The 16,601-nt window shown below is 32.4% G+C and carries 18 protein-coding genes; all 18 read right to left on the bottom strand.

Features of this window, described 5'->3' with window-relative positions; translation table 11 throughout:
- The 18 genes from HNQ90_RS08930 to sucD all read right to left on the bottom strand — a co-directional run bounded on the left by HNQ90_RS08930 (position 1) and on the right by sucD (position 16,559).
- Positions 1 to 684, bottom strand: coding sequence for a DUF2461 domain-containing protein (locus HNQ90_RS08930; RefSeq protein WP_144115870.1), 684 nt, complete (start codon positions 682 to 684; stop codon positions 1 to 3).
- A gap of 84 nt (positions 685 to 768) precedes the next feature.
- Positions 769 to 1,332 (bottom strand): hypothetical protein, encoded by a 564-nt coding sequence (locus tag HNQ90_RS08925; protein ID WP_144115871.1) that lies wholly within the window; start codon positions 1,330 to 1,332, stop codon positions 769 to 771.
- A gap of 51 nt (positions 1,333 to 1,383) precedes the next feature.
- Positions 1,384 to 2,286 carry a mechanosensitive ion channel family protein gene (locus tag HNQ90_RS08920; protein WP_144115872.1) on the bottom strand — a complete coding sequence of 301 codons (903 nt, stop codon included), beginning with the start codon at positions 2,284 to 2,286 and terminating at the stop codon, positions 1,384 to 1,386.
- 54 nt (positions 2,287 to 2,340) lie between these two features.
- Complete coding sequence (locus tag HNQ90_RS08915; protein ID WP_144115873.1) at positions 2,341 to 2,844, bottom strand: Dps family protein; 504 nt, start codon at positions 2,842 to 2,844, stop codon at positions 2,341 to 2,343.
- Positions 2,845 to 3,046: 202 nt separating this feature from the next.
- Positions 3,047 to 3,829, bottom strand: a complete 783-nt coding sequence (locus HNQ90_RS08910; protein WP_172625844.1) for a tRNA pseudouridine synthase A — start codon at positions 3,827 to 3,829, stop codon at positions 3,047 to 3,049.
- A gap of 4 nt (positions 3,830 to 3,833) precedes the next feature.
- Complete coding sequence (hisIE, locus tag HNQ90_RS08905; RefSeq protein WP_144115875.1) at positions 3,834 to 4,427, bottom strand: bifunctional phosphoribosyl-AMP cyclohydrolase/phosphoribosyl-ATP diphosphatase HisIE; 594 nt, start codon at positions 4,425 to 4,427, stop codon at positions 3,834 to 3,836.
- 53 nt (positions 4,428 to 4,480) lie between these two features.
- The gene (hisF, locus tag HNQ90_RS08900) at positions 4,481 to 5,236 is read right to left on the bottom strand and encodes an imidazole glycerol phosphate synthase subunit HisF (RefSeq protein WP_144115876.1); all 756 of its coding nucleotides are present in this window, start codon (positions 5,234 to 5,236) and stop codon (positions 4,481 to 4,483) included.
- On the bottom strand, positions 5,236 to 5,970 hold the full coding sequence (gene hisA / locus HNQ90_RS08895; protein ID WP_144115877.1) for a 1-(5-phosphoribosyl)-5-[(5-phosphoribosylamino)methylideneamino]imidazole-4-carboxamide isomerase: 735 nt from the start codon (positions 5,968 to 5,970) through the stop codon (positions 5,236 to 5,238). Before hisA ends, hisF begins: the two co-directional genes overlap by 1 nt.
- 57 nt (positions 5,971 to 6,027) lie before the next feature.
- Positions 6,028 to 6,387 carry a four helix bundle protein gene (locus HNQ90_RS08890; RefSeq protein ID WP_144115878.1) on the bottom strand — a complete coding sequence of 120 codons (360 nt, stop codon included), beginning with the start codon at positions 6,385 to 6,387 and terminating at the stop codon, positions 6,028 to 6,030.
- 17 nt (positions 6,388 to 6,404) lie between these two features.
- Positions 6,405 to 6,998, bottom strand: coding sequence for an imidazole glycerol phosphate synthase subunit HisH (gene hisH, locus HNQ90_RS08885; protein WP_144115879.1), 594 nt, complete (start codon positions 6,996 to 6,998; stop codon positions 6,405 to 6,407).
- Complete coding sequence (hisB, locus tag HNQ90_RS08880; protein ID WP_144115880.1) at positions 6,998 to 8,134, bottom strand: bifunctional histidinol-phosphatase/imidazoleglycerol-phosphate dehydratase HisB; 1,137 nt, start codon at positions 8,132 to 8,134, stop codon at positions 6,998 to 7,000. Before hisB ends, hisH begins: the two co-directional genes overlap by 1 nt.
- A gap of 10 nt (positions 8,135 to 8,144) precedes the next feature.
- Positions 8,145 to 9,197, bottom strand: coding sequence for a histidinol-phosphate transaminase (gene hisC, locus HNQ90_RS08875; RefSeq protein WP_144115881.1), 1,053 nt, complete (start codon positions 9,195 to 9,197; stop codon positions 8,145 to 8,147).
- Positions 9,194 to 10,477, bottom strand: a complete 1,284-nt coding sequence (gene hisD / locus HNQ90_RS08870; RefSeq protein WP_144115882.1) for a histidinol dehydrogenase — start codon at positions 10,475 to 10,477, stop codon at positions 9,194 to 9,196. The genes hisC and hisD overlap by 4 nt, the downstream gene beginning before the upstream one ends.
- A 9-nt stretch (positions 10,478 to 10,486) precedes the next feature.
- Positions 10,487 to 11,344 carry an ATP phosphoribosyltransferase gene (gene hisG / locus HNQ90_RS08865; RefSeq protein ID WP_092850842.1) on the bottom strand — a complete coding sequence of 286 codons (858 nt, stop codon included), beginning with the start codon at positions 11,342 to 11,344 and terminating at the stop codon, positions 10,487 to 10,489.
- A gap of 322 nt (positions 11,345 to 11,666) precedes the next feature.
- Positions 11,667 to 12,479 (bottom strand): prohibitin family protein, encoded by an 813-nt coding sequence (locus tag HNQ90_RS08860; RefSeq protein ID WP_144115883.1) that lies wholly within the window; start codon positions 12,477 to 12,479, stop codon positions 11,667 to 11,669.
- A 9-nt stretch (positions 12,480 to 12,488) separates the two neighbouring features.
- A complete protein-coding gene (locus tag HNQ90_RS08855; RefSeq protein ID WP_144115884.1) occupies positions 12,489 to 14,522 on the bottom strand; it encodes a vWA domain-containing protein in 2,034 nt (677 codons plus the stop codon).
- 56 nt (positions 14,523 to 14,578) lie between these two features.
- Positions 14,579 to 15,325 (bottom strand): 3-oxoacyl-[acyl-carrier-protein] reductase, encoded by a 747-nt coding sequence (gene fabG, locus HNQ90_RS08850; RefSeq protein WP_092850838.1) that lies wholly within the window; start codon positions 15,323 to 15,325, stop codon positions 14,579 to 14,581.
- A gap of 361 nt (positions 15,326 to 15,686) precedes the next feature.
- Positions 15,687 to 16,559: a succinate--CoA ligase subunit alpha gene (sucD, locus tag HNQ90_RS08845; protein ID WP_144115885.1), complete on the bottom strand. Its 873-nt coding sequence runs from the start codon at positions 16,557 to 16,559 to the stop codon at positions 15,687 to 15,689.
- Positions 16,560 to 16,601 lie beyond the last annotated feature (42 nt).

Raw genomic sequence — 16,601 nt, 5'->3', positions numbered from 1 at the left:
TTAATCAATTAACGAAACGCCATTTAAATCTGTGGTTAAAACATCGCTCATATAATCGAAAAAAGGACGAATTGCTTTAAACGCTGTATCAATTTCATTAATAAAATTAGCATCTAATACTTCCTTATCGCTATAGTGTTTTGTGAAGATGTATTGTTTTTTCTTTATTAAATCTATAGCAGGATGGTCTTTTGGGAATCCGCGTGGAGCCGATTTTACTTCGTCGCCAATAAAGTGGTCTGCCCAAATAGAATTAAAATCTTTGCTGGATAAAATTGCTCTTATTTCAGAATCGTCCATATCAAATTCTTTTCGAATACGCAATAAATCTTCTTTTTCCGGTTGCCAAAACCCTGTAGCTATAAAACTTTCGTTATTTGGTTGCAAATGCACATAGTAACCACCTCTTAATTTGGGATTAATCCTGTTATAAGACCCGCCAAAATGTGTTTTATAAGGGAGTTTGTTTTTTGAAAAGCGCACATCGCGGTAAATTCTAAAAACTTTTAATTTATCTACTTCGTCATGCTTGTTAAGATTATCTAACACAGCATTATAAAATACTTTAACCTCTTTCTCGGCCGCCTTAAATTCTGGTTTGTTATCGTTAAACCAATCACGATTATTATTTTTTTCTAATTTTTTGAAAAATTTAAAAACGGACTGTGGTACCTGTACACTCATAGCTAAAATTAGTTTTACAAGGTTCTAAAATACAAAAAGTCCCGAACGAATCGGGACTTTTATTTTTATCTTAACATGAAAATATTATTTTAAACTGCTAACAGCCTTATTATATTTAATCTTCATGATATCTTTTAAATTATAATCGTAATATTCTACAATAAAGTTTCCTTCACTATCAAAATATCCAATACCATTTTTATTTTCTCCGCTCACTATATAATGACCGTTTGTTGAAGACTCCCAAGCATTTCCAGTTTTTACAAACTGGTTGGTGTTGTTATTAAAAGCTATATCAAAGCCTTTTTTGTTTGGGGTAAACTTATAGTTTTTATCTTCTGAGATATAAAAGGTTTCCTTGGTAAGAAAATCATATGCTGGGTCGGCATCATCATCTACCATAATCATTTTCTCCACTTTTTTTGTTGTAGATACACGATCTTGATTTACTTTTTCGGCATCTGCACCCTCCAACTTCACGTTTGATGTTTCTCTGGTTATTACCTTTACCTTACTCTCCGTAGTGCTATCACTATCTTTATATTTAATAGTTTTAACTTCTACTTCTTCTTTTACTTCCGATGGCTTTTCTTGAGCCATAATAGTTCCACTAAAAACCAATACTAATATGTATACCAAATTTTTCATTTTTCTTGTTTTTTTTATTAATTATTATTTCATTTTCAAAGATGCTATATCTTAATTATTTGAAAACTCTTTATTTACCACCTCTTTGTCGATGGCTAACTTATTATCAAATTGTAATGTTCTAATTGGGAATGGTATATTAATTCCTGCTTTATCGTAAGCTTTTTTAATAGCGATAATAGCATTTGTTTTTGCCTTTAGCTTTTCGAGCATACTTTCTGATTCAATCCAAAAACGACATAAATAATTAATAGAACTTCCTCCAAACTCGGTATAGTAGAACTCTACATCTTCTGGTTTTTTAACCTGATCGAATTCATTAGCTATTGTTTGTTGTGTTAAACGTTTTACCTCGTCCAAATCAGATTCATAACCTACACCACACTCAATAAAAACACGCATTTTAGTGGTTAATGAATAGTTTTTCAATGGGTTTTCTAGAATGGATTTATTGGGAATTAAAACCATGTTGTTATCAGATTCTTTTATTACGAAGTTTTTTAAACTGATTTCCACAACTTCACCAGAATATCCATTGGTTTCTACCCAATGTCCTAATTCTACACTCTTTCTAAAACTTAGTACAATACCTGCAAAAGTATTACTTAGAGTACCTTGTAAGGCTAAACCAATTACTAAACCAGATACACCAGCAGCTCCAATTAAAGTTTCTAAGGTTTTGCTTAAATTTAAAACACCTAAAGCTAAAAACAAACCTATAGCTATTATGGCTACAGCAGTTATTTTAGTGATTATAGAGACTAAAGAATCTTGGTGTACTTTTTTAGAAACCAACTTTCCTACTAGCCTTGAAACGTATTTGGAGATATAATAAAATACCACCATAACGATTATAGCTATTGCTAAGTTTGGCAAGTTGGTAATAATGGTCTCCAACCATCCTGTTAATTTACCTGATATAAGTTCGTATGCTTTATTAAATTCGTCTGTCATAATTAAAAATTTTTAAAGGGTTAAAAGTTAAATAATAAGTCTATTTGACTTGTTTTAGCTTATAAGCTCCCTTTTTTGGGGTTGCTCGATTTTACTAGTAGCCCAAGCGTTTAGCATCCAACTAGATTTCTCTAATTCTCTTATGTAAGCACCAATTAAATCGATGGTACCTTCATCTGAAATTTTATTAGCCTTTTCGATAACTTTCGACATTTGTTTCAATAAAATTTTATGATCATTTAAGGTTTCATCAACCATATCTTGATCCGATTTAATTGGTCTATCTTCATGTATTGTGGCTGTTTTTAAATAATCCTTCATTTTACTCATAGGACTATATCTTAATGTTAAAACACGCTCTGCAATAGCATCGATTTTTATTTTGGCATCATTGTATAATTCTTCAAACTTTTCATGTAAATCAAAAAAGTTTTTTCCGTTTACATTCCAGTGATTACTACGAAGTTTTTGATAGTATATATGATAATCTGCTAATAAAATATTTAATTCCATCACCACAGGTAATACTTCCTCTTCATTCATATTTAAATAATTCATAATTGTAATTTTAAAGGTTAATATTTATTTGAAAGAAGGATGTGTTGTATCTTTCTTTCTTACCGCTAAATTATAATATGAGTGGCAATACGGTTTGTTCGTATGAATAAAATCCTTGCTCATTTCAAAATGAAATAAGTACTTACGGAAGTGAAAACAGCGTAAAACGCCTTTTATATATACTGTTTAGAGTGAATTAAGATTATTCAAACTCTATTTTATTAAGAATTAACCCTGAAGCTGGCGCTATATAATTCATCTTAATATTACTATGAGGAACCAATGTATCTTGAATATCCTTAATGGTAAGTTTACCTTTACCCAAGTCTATAAGAGTTCCCATCATTAACCTGATTTGATTGCGCATAAACCCTTTACCTCTAACTCGTAGTATATAAGTTTGCTTTGGGAAGTAGTTGGCAGTGTATAGATTGTTTTCTATTAGCTCGCAAGTTAATATGGTTCGTGTATAAATACCATTATCGGTAGGTTTATAGCAATAGGTTTTTAAATAGTTCTCACCTTCAAAAAGCTTAGCACCTTGTTTCATAATATCAATATCTAACTCATCAAGGATGGTAGTCATGATAGGTGCGCAAAACGGATGGCATTTTTCGCCATGTGCAAAAAGATATAAATATTCTTTTATTTTTGAATTTTGAATAATATTGAACTGAGCATCGACTTCCTTAATATTTAAAGCGCGAATATCCTGAGGTAAATTACGATTAAAAAGGTCTAAAAAAGCTGTTAAGTCTTCTATAGGTTCATATAAAAAAAGTTCTATAGCTGCACATTCTGCCGAAACCATAGCATCCGTTCTGCCCGAACTTAAACTCTTAAAACGTTTACCTTCTAGAATGAAATTAAATGTTCTATCCACCATTAAATGCAAGGTTTTTACATCTGGTTGTTTTTGCCAACCGTGAAAACGATAACCCAAATATTGAATGGTAATAAGGTAGAAGTATTTTTTCAAAAGGATCTATTTACTTTTGTCTTCCCATTAATTCTTTCTCAATATCCTTTAAGGTAAATCCTTTGGCTTGTAAAAGCATTAAGTAATGAAACATTAAATCTGCCGATTCATATAAAAATAACTCATCGTTATTATCCATAGCCTCAATAACGGTTTCAACAGCCTCCTCGCCTACTTTTTGAGCCACTTTATTTATACCTTTTGAAAACAAACTAGCCACATAAGATTTTTTGGTATCCTTATTAGCTACACGTTCTGCAATAACATCTTCTAAAGTAGAAAAGAAACCATAATTGGATGTATTTTCTTCTTCCCAACAGGTATCTGTTCCTTTATGACATGTTGGCCCTACTGGATTTACTTGAATAAGTAATGAATCGTTATCACAATCGTTTTTGATATCAACAAGGTTTAAAAAATTACCGCTTTCTTCACCTTTAGTCCAAAGACGCTGTTTACTTCTACTAAAAAAAGTAACCTTCTTTGTTTCTAAAGTTTTCTGGTAAGATTCAGCATTCATATAGCCCAACATTAACACATTTTTTGTTGTTGCATCTTGAATAATAGCTGGAACTAATCCGTTTGAGTCGTATTTTATGGTCATGATTAATTTTTATTATTGAAATGCCAAACCGAGTTAAGCATAACACGCGCGATTTATAATCGTACTTCTATATTATTACTTTTTAATTCTTTTTTTAATTCTGGAATTGGAATTTCACCAAAATGAAACACACTTGCTGCCAAGGCTGCATCAGATTTTCCATCTTTAAAAGTGTCTACAAAGTGTTGTACATTTCCGGCACCACCAGAGGCTATTATGGGAATGTTTAATTCTTCAGATAATCTAGCTAAAGCTTCATTTGCAAATCCATTTTTAGTACCATCATGATCCATGGATGTGAATAGAATCTCTCCTGCTCCGCGTTCTTCAACTTCTTTTGCCCATTCAAATAAATCAATCTCTGTTGGAATACTACCGCCTGCTAAATGCACTTTCCATTGGCCATCTATTTGTTTTGCATCAATAGCAACAACAACACATTGGCTTCCAAATTTATTTGATAATTCATTTACCAATTTCGGTCTTTTAACAGCAGAAGAGTTGATAGACACCTTATCTGCGCCACATTGTAATAAAGCATCAACATGCTCTACACTAGAAATTCCACCACCAACGGTAAATGGAATATTAACTTGTTCGGCTACATGCAGAACCATGTCTAAAGTGGTTCCGCGACCTTCTAAAGTAGCAGAAATATCTAAAAACACTAATTCGTCTGCTCCTTGATTTGCATATTGTTTAGCCAGTTCAACAGGATCACCTGCATCTCTTAAATCAACGAAATTGACACCTTTTACAGTTCGTCCGTTTTTAATATCTAAACAAGGTATAATTCTTTTTGTTAGCATTATACAAATTTTTCTAATTGGTGAAGTTTAATTCTATTTTCGTAAATGGCTTTTCCTATTATAACGCCTTCACAACCTAATTCGATTAATTTAGGTAATTCATCGATATGAGAAATTCCACCTGATGCTATTAATTTTATAGACTGTCCGCTACTACTGTTACTACAAGAATCAATAATTTCTTTATATAAATCGAAAGAAGGACCTTCTAGCATACCATCTTTAGAAATATCTGTACAAATAACATATTGAATACCTTTCTTTTGGTAGCCTTTAATAAACGGAATAACGTCTTCCTTACTTTGTTCCATCCAGCCACTTATGGAAACTTTTCCAGCATCGCTATCAGCTCCTAAAATAATTTTATTTCCTCCATATTTAGAAATCCAACCTTCAAAGGTTTCTGAATCTTTTACGGCAATACTACCTCCTGTTACTTGTCTTGCTCCAGAATTAAAAGCAATATGTAAATCTTCGTTAGTTTTTAAACCACCACCAAAATCTATCTTTAACTTTGTTTTTGAAGCTATTTGTTCCAAGACCTTATAGTTGACAATATGCTTCGCCTTGGCACCATCTAAATCTACTAAATGCAAATACTCAATGCCCGACCCTTCAAACATTTTAGCAACTTCCAAAGGGTTTTCGTTATATATTTTTTTAGTATCGTAATCACCTTTTGTAAGGCGAACACATTTTCCGTCTATAATATCTATTGCTGGTATTATTCTCATTTCTGAATATTAAAAGTTAAATATAAAATATTAAAAGTTTGATTGTTGATGTTTAAATTAATTACGTTTTTGATTTCTCTTTGCTGTATTAATTGAGGCAACAGTTATTGCTAACAGCTCTTTACCTTCCTTTTGAAGCATCAATACTTCTTCAGAATGTTCAGAAAGAATTTCTTCAAAAATTTCCAACCAATAAACACTTTCATCTACTTCTTCTTCAACAATTTTTAATTTATTTATAAAATCTGCTGTTGATTTTGCACGCTGTGATGCTCTATAATTAGCACCAACTGAACTCGAACTTCTTATTAATTGATTAACGAATGCATTATACTCTCTAGATTTTGGAACTTTGAAACAAAACCCCCAACAATCTAATGCGAATTGTTTTGTTCGTTGTATTAATTCGTTTTTCATTATAATCCCTTTAATATCTAACTTTTAACTTCTAAGTTTAGGAAGTTCTTTAATATTTTAACGCCTTCAATGCCGCTCTTTTCTGGATGAAACTGAACACCATAAAAGTTTTCGTGTCGCAAAGCAGAAGCATAATTAAGTCCATAATCTGTTTTAGCAATAGTTTCATTACAATGCTCTGCATAATAACTATGCACCAAATACATGTATTCGCTTTCTTTTATGCCTTTAAACAAATCAGATTTTAAATCTTTAATGACATTCCAACCCATTTGCGGCACTTTTACCTCGTTTGTAAAGCGTTTTACATTCGTTTGAAAAATACCAATTCCTTTAGTATCGCCTTCTTCTGTGTGTTTGCAAAGTAATTGCATACCTAAACATATTCCTAAAACGGGTTGTTTTAAGGTAGGAATTAATTTATCTAACCCACTTTCCTTAAGCATGTTCATAGCAGTACTTGCTTCACCAACTCCAGGGAAAATTATTTTATCGGCCGCTTTAATTTCATCTGGATTATTAGATAAAATAGCATCCACACCCAATCTTTTAAAGGCAAACTGAATACTTTTTATATTGCCAGCGCCATAATTTATTATAACTAATTTCATTAAAGCATTCCTTTAGTTGATGGTAAAAACATTTTGTTAGGATCTCTTTTTACAGCCATTTTCATAGCTTTTGCAAAAGCCTTAAAAATACCTTCTATTTTGTGGTGTTCGTTAACACCTTCTGCTTTTACATTCAAATTACATTTAGCCCCGTCTGTAAACGACTTAAATAAATGGAAAAACATTTCGGTTGGCATATCACCAATTTTTTCACGTTTAAATTCGGCATCCCATTCTAACCAATTTCTACCTCCAAAATCGACAGCAACTTGAGCTAAACAATCGTCCATTGGTAAACAAAATCCGTAACGTTCAATACCTAATTTATTACCTAAAGCCTTATTAAATAACTCGCCTAAAGCAATCATAGTGTCTTCTATAGTATGGTGTTCATCAACTTCTAAATCGCCATCAACTTTTACTGTTAAATCCATGGCACCGTGGCGACCAATTTGATCTAACATATGATCGAAGAAAGACAATCCCGTATCAATATCATTTTTACCAGAACCATCTAAATTTAATTTTATATAAATTTTGGTTTCATTGGTGTTACGCGTAATCTCTTCAACACGACTTTCCAGTTTTAAAAACTCATATATAGCCGACCAATCTGTACTTGTTAAAACAATACAATCTTGAATATCCTGTTTTGAAGTTTCAATTTCATCGGCTCCCAATTCTGGGTTTTCAGATAAATAAATACCTTTTGCTCCCAAATTTTTTGCCAATTCCATATCTGTTATTCTATCTCCTAAAACGAATGAATTTTCTAAGTCATAATCTTCAGAAAAATACTTAGTTAATAAGCCTGTTCTAGGTTTACGCGTTTCTGCATTTTCATGAGGAAACGTTTTATCTATAAAGACTTCAGAAAACACAACACCTTCCTTAGCAAAGGCATCAATTATTTTGTTTTGGGAAGGCCAAAATGTATCTTCTGGAAAGCTATCGGTACCTAAACCATCTTGATTTGTAACCATAACCAACTCATAATCCAACTCATTGGCTATTTTAGCCATGTATTGAAATACTTTTGGATAATATTCTAGCTTCTCTAAACTATCTAATTGATAATCAACAGGTGGTTCTAAAACTAATGTTCCATCTCGGTCTATAAAAAGTACTTTTTTCATATTTATGCTTTTAGCTAATTGCTAACTGCCTTAAAGCAGAAATTAATGTTTTATTTTCAATTGCAGTTCCGACCGTAAAACGTAATGTGTTTTTACATAGTGGTTGGGTTGTTCGGTTTCTAATAACAATCCCGTTTGCTATTAACTGGTTGTATCGTTTAGTAGCATCATCTACCCTAGCCAAAACAAAATTAGCTTCGGTAGGAAAAATGGTTTCTACAAAATTGATATTTTTTAAAGCTTCAATTAATATATCGCGTTCTTTTAAAACCGATTTTACTTCTTTCTTTACCGCTTCTAAGTTCGAAATACGCTCTAATGCTCGTTTTTGAGTTAACTCATTAACGTTATACGGCGGCTTGATTTTGTTTAAAACCGAAATAATTTCCGCGGAAGCGAAACACAGGCCTAAACGAATTCCTGCCAAACCATAAGCTTTTGATAGCGTTTGAGTTACGATTAAATTCGGGTAATTACTTAATTCTGAAACCCAACTATCTTGATTTGAAAAATCGATGTAGGCTTCATCAATAACAACTAAGCCACTAAAATTTTCAAGTAATGTTTTAATTTTCTCTGAAGAAATAAGGTTTCCAGTTGGGTTATTAGGCGAACAAATGAAAAGCATTTTTGAGTTTTCATCTATGGCGTCTAGAATAGCCTCAACATTTGGTTGAAAATTTTCATTTAACTCCACTTTACGCTCTTCAACTTCGTTTAAATTAGATAACACGGTATACATACCGTAAGTTGGAGGTAATGTGATGATATTATCTTGCTTTGGCTCGCAAAAGGCTCTAAACAATAAATCTAAAACTTCATCGCTTCCATTACCAAGTAAAATTTGATTTTCTAGAACATTTTTTTGTTCCGATAACACAGATTTTAATGAACGCTGTAGCGGATCAGGATAGCGATTAACACCATTCTCGAATGGATTTTCGTTGGCATCTAAAAAAATCATTTTAGAACCATCGGAAACATATTCGTCTCGCGCTGAACTATAAGCTTTCATAGCTTTTACGTTCGCTCTAATAATATTTTGGATGTTAAACCTTATCATTTTAAATCTTTTAAACGAATACTTACAGCATTTTTATGAGCCTGTAAACCTTCTGCTTCTGCCATTAACTCAATAGTTTCTCCAATATTTAAAAGTCCTTCTTTTGATATTTTTTGAAACGTCATGCTCTTTAAAAAGCTATCTAAATTAACCCCAGAATAGGCTTTAGAAAAACCATTAGTTGGTAATGTATGGTTGGTTCCCGAGGCATAATCGCCAGCACTTTCTGGTGTATAATCCCCAATAAAAACGGAACCTGCATTACTTATACCATCTACATACAAATCTTCGTTTTCTGCACAAATAATAAAATGTTCTGGACCGTATTCGTTAATTAGCTCTAAAGCGATAGTATAATTTTCAACATATATTAACTTCGAATTAGCAATAGATTTTTCAGCAATCGCTTTACGGGGAAGGACATTTAATTGTTTCTCAACTTCCTCTGAAACATTATCAATTAATGTTTTAGAAGTCGCCACCAATATCACTTGACTATCTGTACCATGTTCAGCTTGACTTAATAAATCTGAAGCAATATATGAAGCATTTGCCGTTTCGTCGGCAACAATTAGTAATTCACTTGGACCCGCAGGCATATCGATAGCTACACCATGCTTAGTTGCCAATTGTTTGGCAACGGTTACAAACTGATTTCCTGGTCCGAAAATTTTATAAACCTGTGGAATAGTTTCTGTTCCAAACGTTAGTCCAGCAATAGCCTGAATACCGCCTACTTTTATAATTTTAGTAACGCCACAAAGTTTGGCAGCAAATAAAATTTCGGGCGCTAATTCGCCTGCTTTATTTGGTGGCGAACATAGCACAATCTCTTTACAACCTGCAATTTGAGCAGGAACTGCCAACATTAAAACGGTTGAAAACAAAGGCGCTGTTCCGCCAGGGATATACAAACCTACTTTTTGAATAGGTCGTTTTTCCTGCCAACATTGTACACCTTTAGTAGTTTCAATAGCTACTTTTTCTGTTTTTTGGGCGGTATGAAAAGCTTCAATATTACCTTTGGCCTTAATTATAGCATTTTTAAGGTTTTCTGGTACTTTGGCAATGGCATTTTCAATTTCTAAAACTGAAACTTCATTATTTTCTAAACGAATACCATCAAATCTTTCGGTATATGTTTTTATCGCGTTATCGCCGTTAATAGAAACGTCTTTAAATATCTCGTTAACGATAGATTCTATATCACCAACTGTTTGCGTAGGTCGTTTTAAAACATCCGACCAACTTTCTTTATTTGGATTATTTATAATTTTCATGATAAGCGATTAAAGCACCATTTTTTCAATTGGACACACTAAAATGCCTTGTGCTCCATTTGCTTTTAAACCCTCTATGATATTCCAAAAGTCATTTTTAGGAATTACCGAGTGTACAGAACTCCAGCCTTCTTGCGCTAATGGCAATACTGTTGGGCTCTTCATACCTGGTAATAAAGCAATAATGTCTTCCAACTTATCATTAGGCGCGTTAAGCAAAACATATTTAGAATCTCTACCTTTTAAAACAGATTGTATTCTAAATTGAATAGTATCTAAAATGGCTTGTTTTTCATCATTTAAAATTGGAGAAACAGCCAATACAGCTTCAGATTTTAATAAAACTTCAATCTCTTTTAATCCATTTTTAAATAAGGTGCTACCACTAGAAACGATGTCGCAAATACCATCGGCTAAACCAATGTTTGGCGCAATTTCTACCGATCCGTTAATGATGTGTAATTGCGCATCAATATTTTGTTCCTTTAAAAACTTTTTAACAGTTTCTGGGTAAGAAGTTGCTATTTTTTTTCCGTTTAAGTCTTTTAATGAATTGTCCTTTGAATCTTTAGGAACAGCAATAGAAACTTTACATTTTGAGAAGCCTAAACGCTCTACAAACTTTAAGTCATTTCCTTTTTCAATTAAAACATTCTCCCCAATAATAGCGGCATCTACTACACCATCTTTTAAATATTGCGGAATGTCGCCATTTCTTAAATAGAATACTTCAACAGGGAAGTTTCTAGCCGAAGCTTTTAATTGATCTTTTCCATTATCAATAGAAATACCAATGTCTTTTAATATTTGCATCGAATCTTCATTTAAACGACCCGATTTCTGTACTGCAATTCTTAATTTACTCATTATCTTGTTTTTATGAGTTTGAAACAATCTAGTTGGCATTAGAATTAAAAAACCCGCTTGATTGTCTCAAACGGGTTTAGAAATATATGCTGATTTTACTCAATACATTTTCACTTCGCTTGAGAGCAAATATGAAAATGATGATGTAATTGAATAAAAGTCATGTTCTTTTTTTTATCTGAACAAATATCTAAAATTTATATGAATAAATCCTAATAATAAATGTAATTATTAAAACAATTCAATATTTTTAAATATAATCACTTAAAAAATTCAAAATTTTTAAAGGATTGCTTTAAAAGCTGAATTATTTGATTAATTATTATTGATTACCAAGTATAATAGGTAATCCAGAATCTCCTGAGCCAATAACAATAACTTTACTATTTTGAGATTCAGCTAATTTTAAAGTCGCGTCCACACCTTTATCTTGTAATATTTTATCGGTTAACGAAGCACTTAATATTCTGTTAGATTCTGCTTTACCTTCAGCTTCAATAATTACTTTTTCCGCTTCTTTTCTAGCACTTTCAAGTCTAAACTCATACTCTAAAGATTCTTGTTCCTGACGTAATTTACGCTCAATTGCATCTTTAATCGTGTTAGGTAGTTTAACATTTTCAACTAATACACGCTTTACATTTACGTATTGGCCATCTAATTCTATTCTAACTTGTTCTAGGATTTCTAGCTCAATAATATCTCTTTTACTAGAATATAACTGCTCTGGTGTGTAACGACCTACAACACTTTTTGCTGCTGCATTAATAGCAGGACTTAGTAATTCTCTGATATAATCCTCACCTTTAGTTTGAATTAATTTACCTAAGTTTTTATATTCTGGCTCAAACCAAATTGTTCCACTAACAGTAATATCTAAACCATTTACAGAAAGTACATTCATATTATCTGAAATAGATTGCTGACGCACTTTTTGAACGATCATATCATTCCAAGGCGCAACAATATGAAAACCTTCTCCATACGTTCTCTCTGTATTAATACCATCTCCTAGAGGTTGAAATAACACACCACCTTCACCAGGCCCAATGGTAACTAGCGATTTTGATATGATAATAAAAAGTATAACTGCCCCAATAATTAAAGGCATTGCAATTTTTGGTAATTTTTCCATTTTTCTTATTTATATTAATCCGTTAAATTTTCTTAAAAACCATTCCAAACCTAAGCTTAACGCTATTATGGCTAATAAATATTTCCAATCTATCAAAGGTATGGTATTTTTACTGCTTTTCTGTATTGGCGTATAACGATTATCGTTTAATAATTCTTGAACTACCTGTTCTGTATCAGCAATAAAATAACTTTTACCCAAACTGTTAGTCGCTAATTTTTCTAGCTTTGTTACATTGGCATTTAAAAATTGTTGCTCGACATTATATTCAATGATTTGAAAACTACCAGACTTGGCCATGTTTTCCTTAGTGGCTTTTACTGTAAAATTATATTCTGAAGGTTGTAAACTACTTAAATCTACTTGATAATAGTTGTTTTTTAATATTAAAGGCATGGTTTTACTAGCCTTTGAAACCTTGTCTGTTACCGTAATGTTTAATGTTTCTCTTGGGTCGAAAACATAATTTTTATCGAAAAACTCAGCTTTAATAATTACATTTCTGCTTCCTGTGTAAAAGGATTCGTAATCTAAATTTAGTCTGCTTTTTTGTTTGTTAGAAGCTAAATACTGAATTAGCCTGCCCATAAAATCATCGAAAGGGTTAAACGATTTTTCATTTAAATAACTTTGTGCACGCCATTGCCAAATATTTTGGCCAAATAAGACAGCTTCTCTCCTGCCCTTAGTTTCGAAGGTTGCTAATAATGGTTCGTCAATTGCAACGCCGTTAATGGATTTGTTTAATATGGTTTGATAAGGTATTTTGAAATTAACCTGACCATAGTTGGATAACAATGGTGGAAAGGATTCGAAGTTTATATCTTCAATACGATACGGGGAATAATTAGTATTTAGCTCCGGAAGATAATTTTCTGTTTGACGCGTAATAAGATGAGAATAATTTTCTGTTACTTTATTTAGAAAATTTAGATCTGTTTTCGAACCAATTACCGTAAATGTATTACTATTTAACGCCTTTATTTTGGTGTACAAATCATTAAACCTTATATTAGGTTGATATATTATAATTAGTTGAAAATCATTTATTTGATTAATTATTTTTTTTGAGTCTAGAATTGCAACTGAACGCTGCTCGTTACTTTCAATACTTTTTTTAAGCATACCTAAATCTGGATGCGAATAATCGCTAACAAGTGCTATTTTGGTTTGCTCGTTTATAACTTCTACAGCAAAATTCTTAGTATTATTTATGGTGTTTTTTTCACCGTCCAGCGGAATTAATGTGGCTCTATAATTACTCACACCTACACTATTTGCAGGCAACATAAAATTAACAACACTTGAATTTTTATTTTTTGAAAAACTAATGGCTTTTGAAAATACCGTAGTATTTTCATTTTTTACAACAAGCTTAGAGTTTGCGTCTTTGTTTCCGTTGTATACTAGAATCGCTTCAACAGGAAACTGATTTTTTAAATACGCATATTTATTAACGTTTAACTGCTCAATTTTTAAATCGGTATACGAAATCGTATCACCTAAAATTATAGGGTAAATAGGCTGCTTATATGTATTTGTAGAGAATTGGTAATCGTTACCATAGGTTTGGTTTCCATCGGTTATTAAAATGGTTGGACTTATGGTTTGTTTGTAAACATCATTTAATTGATTAAAGGCCGTTGCTATATTGGTTTGTTGCCCCTTAAAATTAATAGAATCGAGTGTTTGTAAACTTTCGTTGAAGGTAAAATAGTTGACGTTAAATTTGTTTTGAATGTCTGAATTTGCTTTTAACGCATTAACAAAATCTAAAGCATTTTTATCCTGTTTTAAATGTTTTATAGAGCTAGAATTATCGACAGCTACAACTAAATTAGGCTTCTCTGTAGTTACCTTAACTTGATCGAAAGTAGGATTGATAATTAAAAGTAATACAGAAAATATGGTAAGAAATCTTAAAAAAGAGAAAAGCATGTTGATTTTAGACATGCCTTTCTTTTTATTAAAATACTGAAAAAGGGCTAAACCTAGCGCTACTATTCCAGCGAGTATGATGTATAATAGAGTTTCTGAACTCATTAAAAAATTTGATATATTTTATGAGATTCCCTCCTTCGAGGGAATGACAAATAAGTTTAAGTTAGCATTCCGCCATCAACGTTTAATGTTTGTCCTGTAACATACGCACTCATGTCGCTACCTAAAAACACACAAACATTAGCGATATCTTCTGGTGTTCCTCCACGTTTTAATGGAATTCCTGCGCGCCATCCTTTAACTGTTTCTTCATCTAACTTAGCTGTCATTTCGGTTTCGATAAAACCAGGAGCAACTACGTTACTTCTAATATTTCTTGATCCTAACTCTAAAGCTACAGATTTAGAAAAACCTATAATTCCTGCTTTTGAGGCTGCATAATTGGTTTGTCCTGCGTTACCTTTTACTCCAACTACCGAGCTCATGTTTATTATTGAGCCTTTACGTTGTTTAAGCATGGTTCTTTGAACTGCTTTAGTCATGTTGAAAACTGACTTTAAGTTAACTTCGATAACAGTATCGAAATCTTCTTCTGAAATACGCATTAATAAATTATCTTTTGTAATACCTGCGTTGTTAACTAGAATATCGATGCTACCAAATTCTTTAGCTACTTCTTCTGCTAGTTTTTGAGCCTCGTCAAAACTGGCTGCGTTACTTTTATATCCTTTAGCTTTTACACCTAAGGCATTTAGTTCTTTTTCTAATTCGTTAGCAGCATCAACAGATGAGCTGTATGTGAATGCTACATTTGCACCTTGTTGAGCAAAAACTTGCGCAATTCCTTTTCCAATTCCACGACTAGCACCAGTAACAATTGCTGTTTTACCTTCTAATAATTTCATGTTTATAATTTTATTTTTTTTAAATGATATGTTACACCTTAAACATTTATTTAATTAAGCTTTTGTGTTGCTTTATGATAGATGTACAATTCATTTAATGGTTAGTTTTTAAACGGGTTTTTGAACATAATCAAATATAACAAATACCTGTGTTATGTTGAAATAAACCTTGTTGTTTTTAACTTGTTATGATTTTGCGTTAGGGATTGCGGCATTTGTTGAAGCTCTTTTTGTGTTGTTGCACATATGCAACACAAAAAAGCGACTGCCAAAAGCCCGACCCTTGTGGTAACGCCCAAATTATTTAAAAAAAAATCCGTTAACTAAAATAGCTAACGGATTTATTTATATGTATTAAGGATTATCCTAAAACTTCGGCAATCTTTTTTCCTATTTCGGCTGGAGAATCTACAACGTGAATTCCACATTCTCTCATAATTGCTTTTTTAGCTTGTGCAGTATCATCGCTACCACCAACTATGGCACCAGCGTGTCCCATTGTACGACCTGCAGGAGCAGTTTCGCCAGCGATAAAACCAACAACTGGTTTTTTACTTCCACTTGCTTTATACCAATGTGCAGCATCTGCTTCTAATTGACCTCCAATTTCACCTATCATTACAACAGCTTCTGTTTCTGGGTCGTTAATTAATAACTCTACCGCTTCTTTAGTTGTTGTTCCAATAATTGGATCGCCACCAATACCAATGGCTGTAGTAATACCTAAACCTTGTTTTACAACTTGGTCGGCAGCCTCATAAGTTAATGTTCCTGATTTAGAAACAATACCTACTTTTCCTTTTTTGAAAACGAAACCTGGCATAATACCAACTTTTGCTTCACCTGGCGTAATTACACCTGGACAGTTAGGACCAATTAATCTACAATCTTTACCTTTAATGTAGCTTGAAGCCGTAATCATATCGGCAACAGGAATACCTTCTGTAATTGTAATAATTACTTTTATTCCAGCATCGGCAGCTTCCATAATCGCATCGGCAGCAAATGCTGGCGGAACGAAAATAATGGTAGTATCTGCACCAACTTTTTCTACAGCATCTTGTACTGTATTAAAAACCGGACGATCTAAATGTGTTTGACCTCCTTTTCCTGGAGTTACACCACCAACAACGTTGGTACCGTATTCAATCATTTGACCTGCGTGAAATGTACCTTCACTACCTGTAAATCCTTGTACTATAATTTTTGAATCTTTGTTAACTAAAACACTCATATTTTCTTATTTGGATATTGTTCTACAAATGTAATTTTTTGA

The sequence above is a fragment of the Algibacter amylolyticus genome (assembly GCF_014202225.1).
In the GTDB taxonomy this organism is placed as follows: Bacteria; Bacteroidota; Bacteroidia; order Flavobacteriales; family Flavobacteriaceae; genus Algibacter_B; species Algibacter_B amylolyticus.
This window is presented reverse-complemented; position numbering and strand designations above follow the sequence as displayed.

Bases quoted from the DNA above. Each gene is read 5' to 3' on its own strand.
- HNQ90_RS08930 (WP_144115870.1), bottom strand. From the start codon at position 684: ATGAGTGTACAGGTACCACAGTCCGTTTTTAAATTTTTCAAAAAATTA.
- HNQ90_RS08925 (WP_144115871.1), bottom strand. From the start codon at position 1,332: ATGAAAAATTTGGTATACATATTAGTATTGGTTTTTAGTGGAACTATT.
- HNQ90_RS08920 (WP_144115872.1), bottom strand. From the start codon at position 2,286: ATGACAGACGAATTTAATAAAGCATACGAACTTATATCAGGTAAATTA.
- HNQ90_RS08915 (WP_144115873.1), bottom strand. From the start codon at position 2,844: ATGAATTATTTAAATATGAATGAAGAGGAAGTATTACCTGTGGTGATG.
- hisIE (WP_144115875.1), bottom strand. From the start codon at position 4,427: ATGACCATAAAATACGACTCAAACGGATTAGTTCCAGCTATTATTCAA.
- hisF (WP_144115876.1), bottom strand. From the start codon at position 5,236: ATGCTAACAAAAAGAATTATACCTTGTTTAGATATTAAAAACGGACGA.
- hisA (WP_144115877.1), bottom strand. From the start codon at position 5,970: ATGAGAATAATACCAGCAATAGATATTATAGACGGAAAATGTGTTCGC.
- HNQ90_RS08890 (WP_144115878.1), bottom strand. From the start codon at position 6,387: ATGAAAAACGAATTAATACAACGAACAAAACAATTCGCATTAGATTGT.
- hisH (WP_144115879.1), bottom strand. From the start codon at position 6,998: ATGAAATTAGTTATAATAAATTATGGCGCTGGCAATATAAAAAGTATT.
- hisB (WP_144115880.1), bottom strand. From the start codon at position 8,134: ATGAAAAAAGTACTTTTTATAGACCGAGATGGAACATTAGTTTTAGAA.
- hisC (WP_144115881.1), bottom strand. From the start codon at position 9,197: ATGATAAGGTTTAACATCCAAAATATTATTAGAGCGAACGTAAAAGCT.
- hisD (WP_144115882.1), bottom strand. From the start codon at position 10,477: ATGAAAATTATAAATAATCCAAATAAAGAAAGTTGGTCGGATGTTTTA.
- hisG (WP_092850842.1), bottom strand. From the start codon at position 11,344: ATGAGTAAATTAAGAATTGCAGTACAGAAATCGGGTCGTTTAAATGAA.
- HNQ90_RS08860 (WP_144115883.1), bottom strand. From the start codon at position 12,479: ATGGAAAAATTACCAAAAATTGCAATGCCTTTAATTATTGGGGCAGTT.
- HNQ90_RS08855 (WP_144115884.1), bottom strand. From the start codon at position 14,522: ATGAGTTCAGAAACTCTATTATACATCATACTCGCTGGAATAGTAGCG.
- fabG (WP_092850838.1), bottom strand. From the start codon at position 15,325: ATGAAATTATTAGAAGGTAAAACAGCAATTGTTACTGGTGCTAGTCGT.
- sucD (WP_144115885.1), bottom strand. From the start codon at position 16,559: ATGAGTGTTTTAGTTAACAAAGATTCAAAAATTATAGTACAAGGATTT.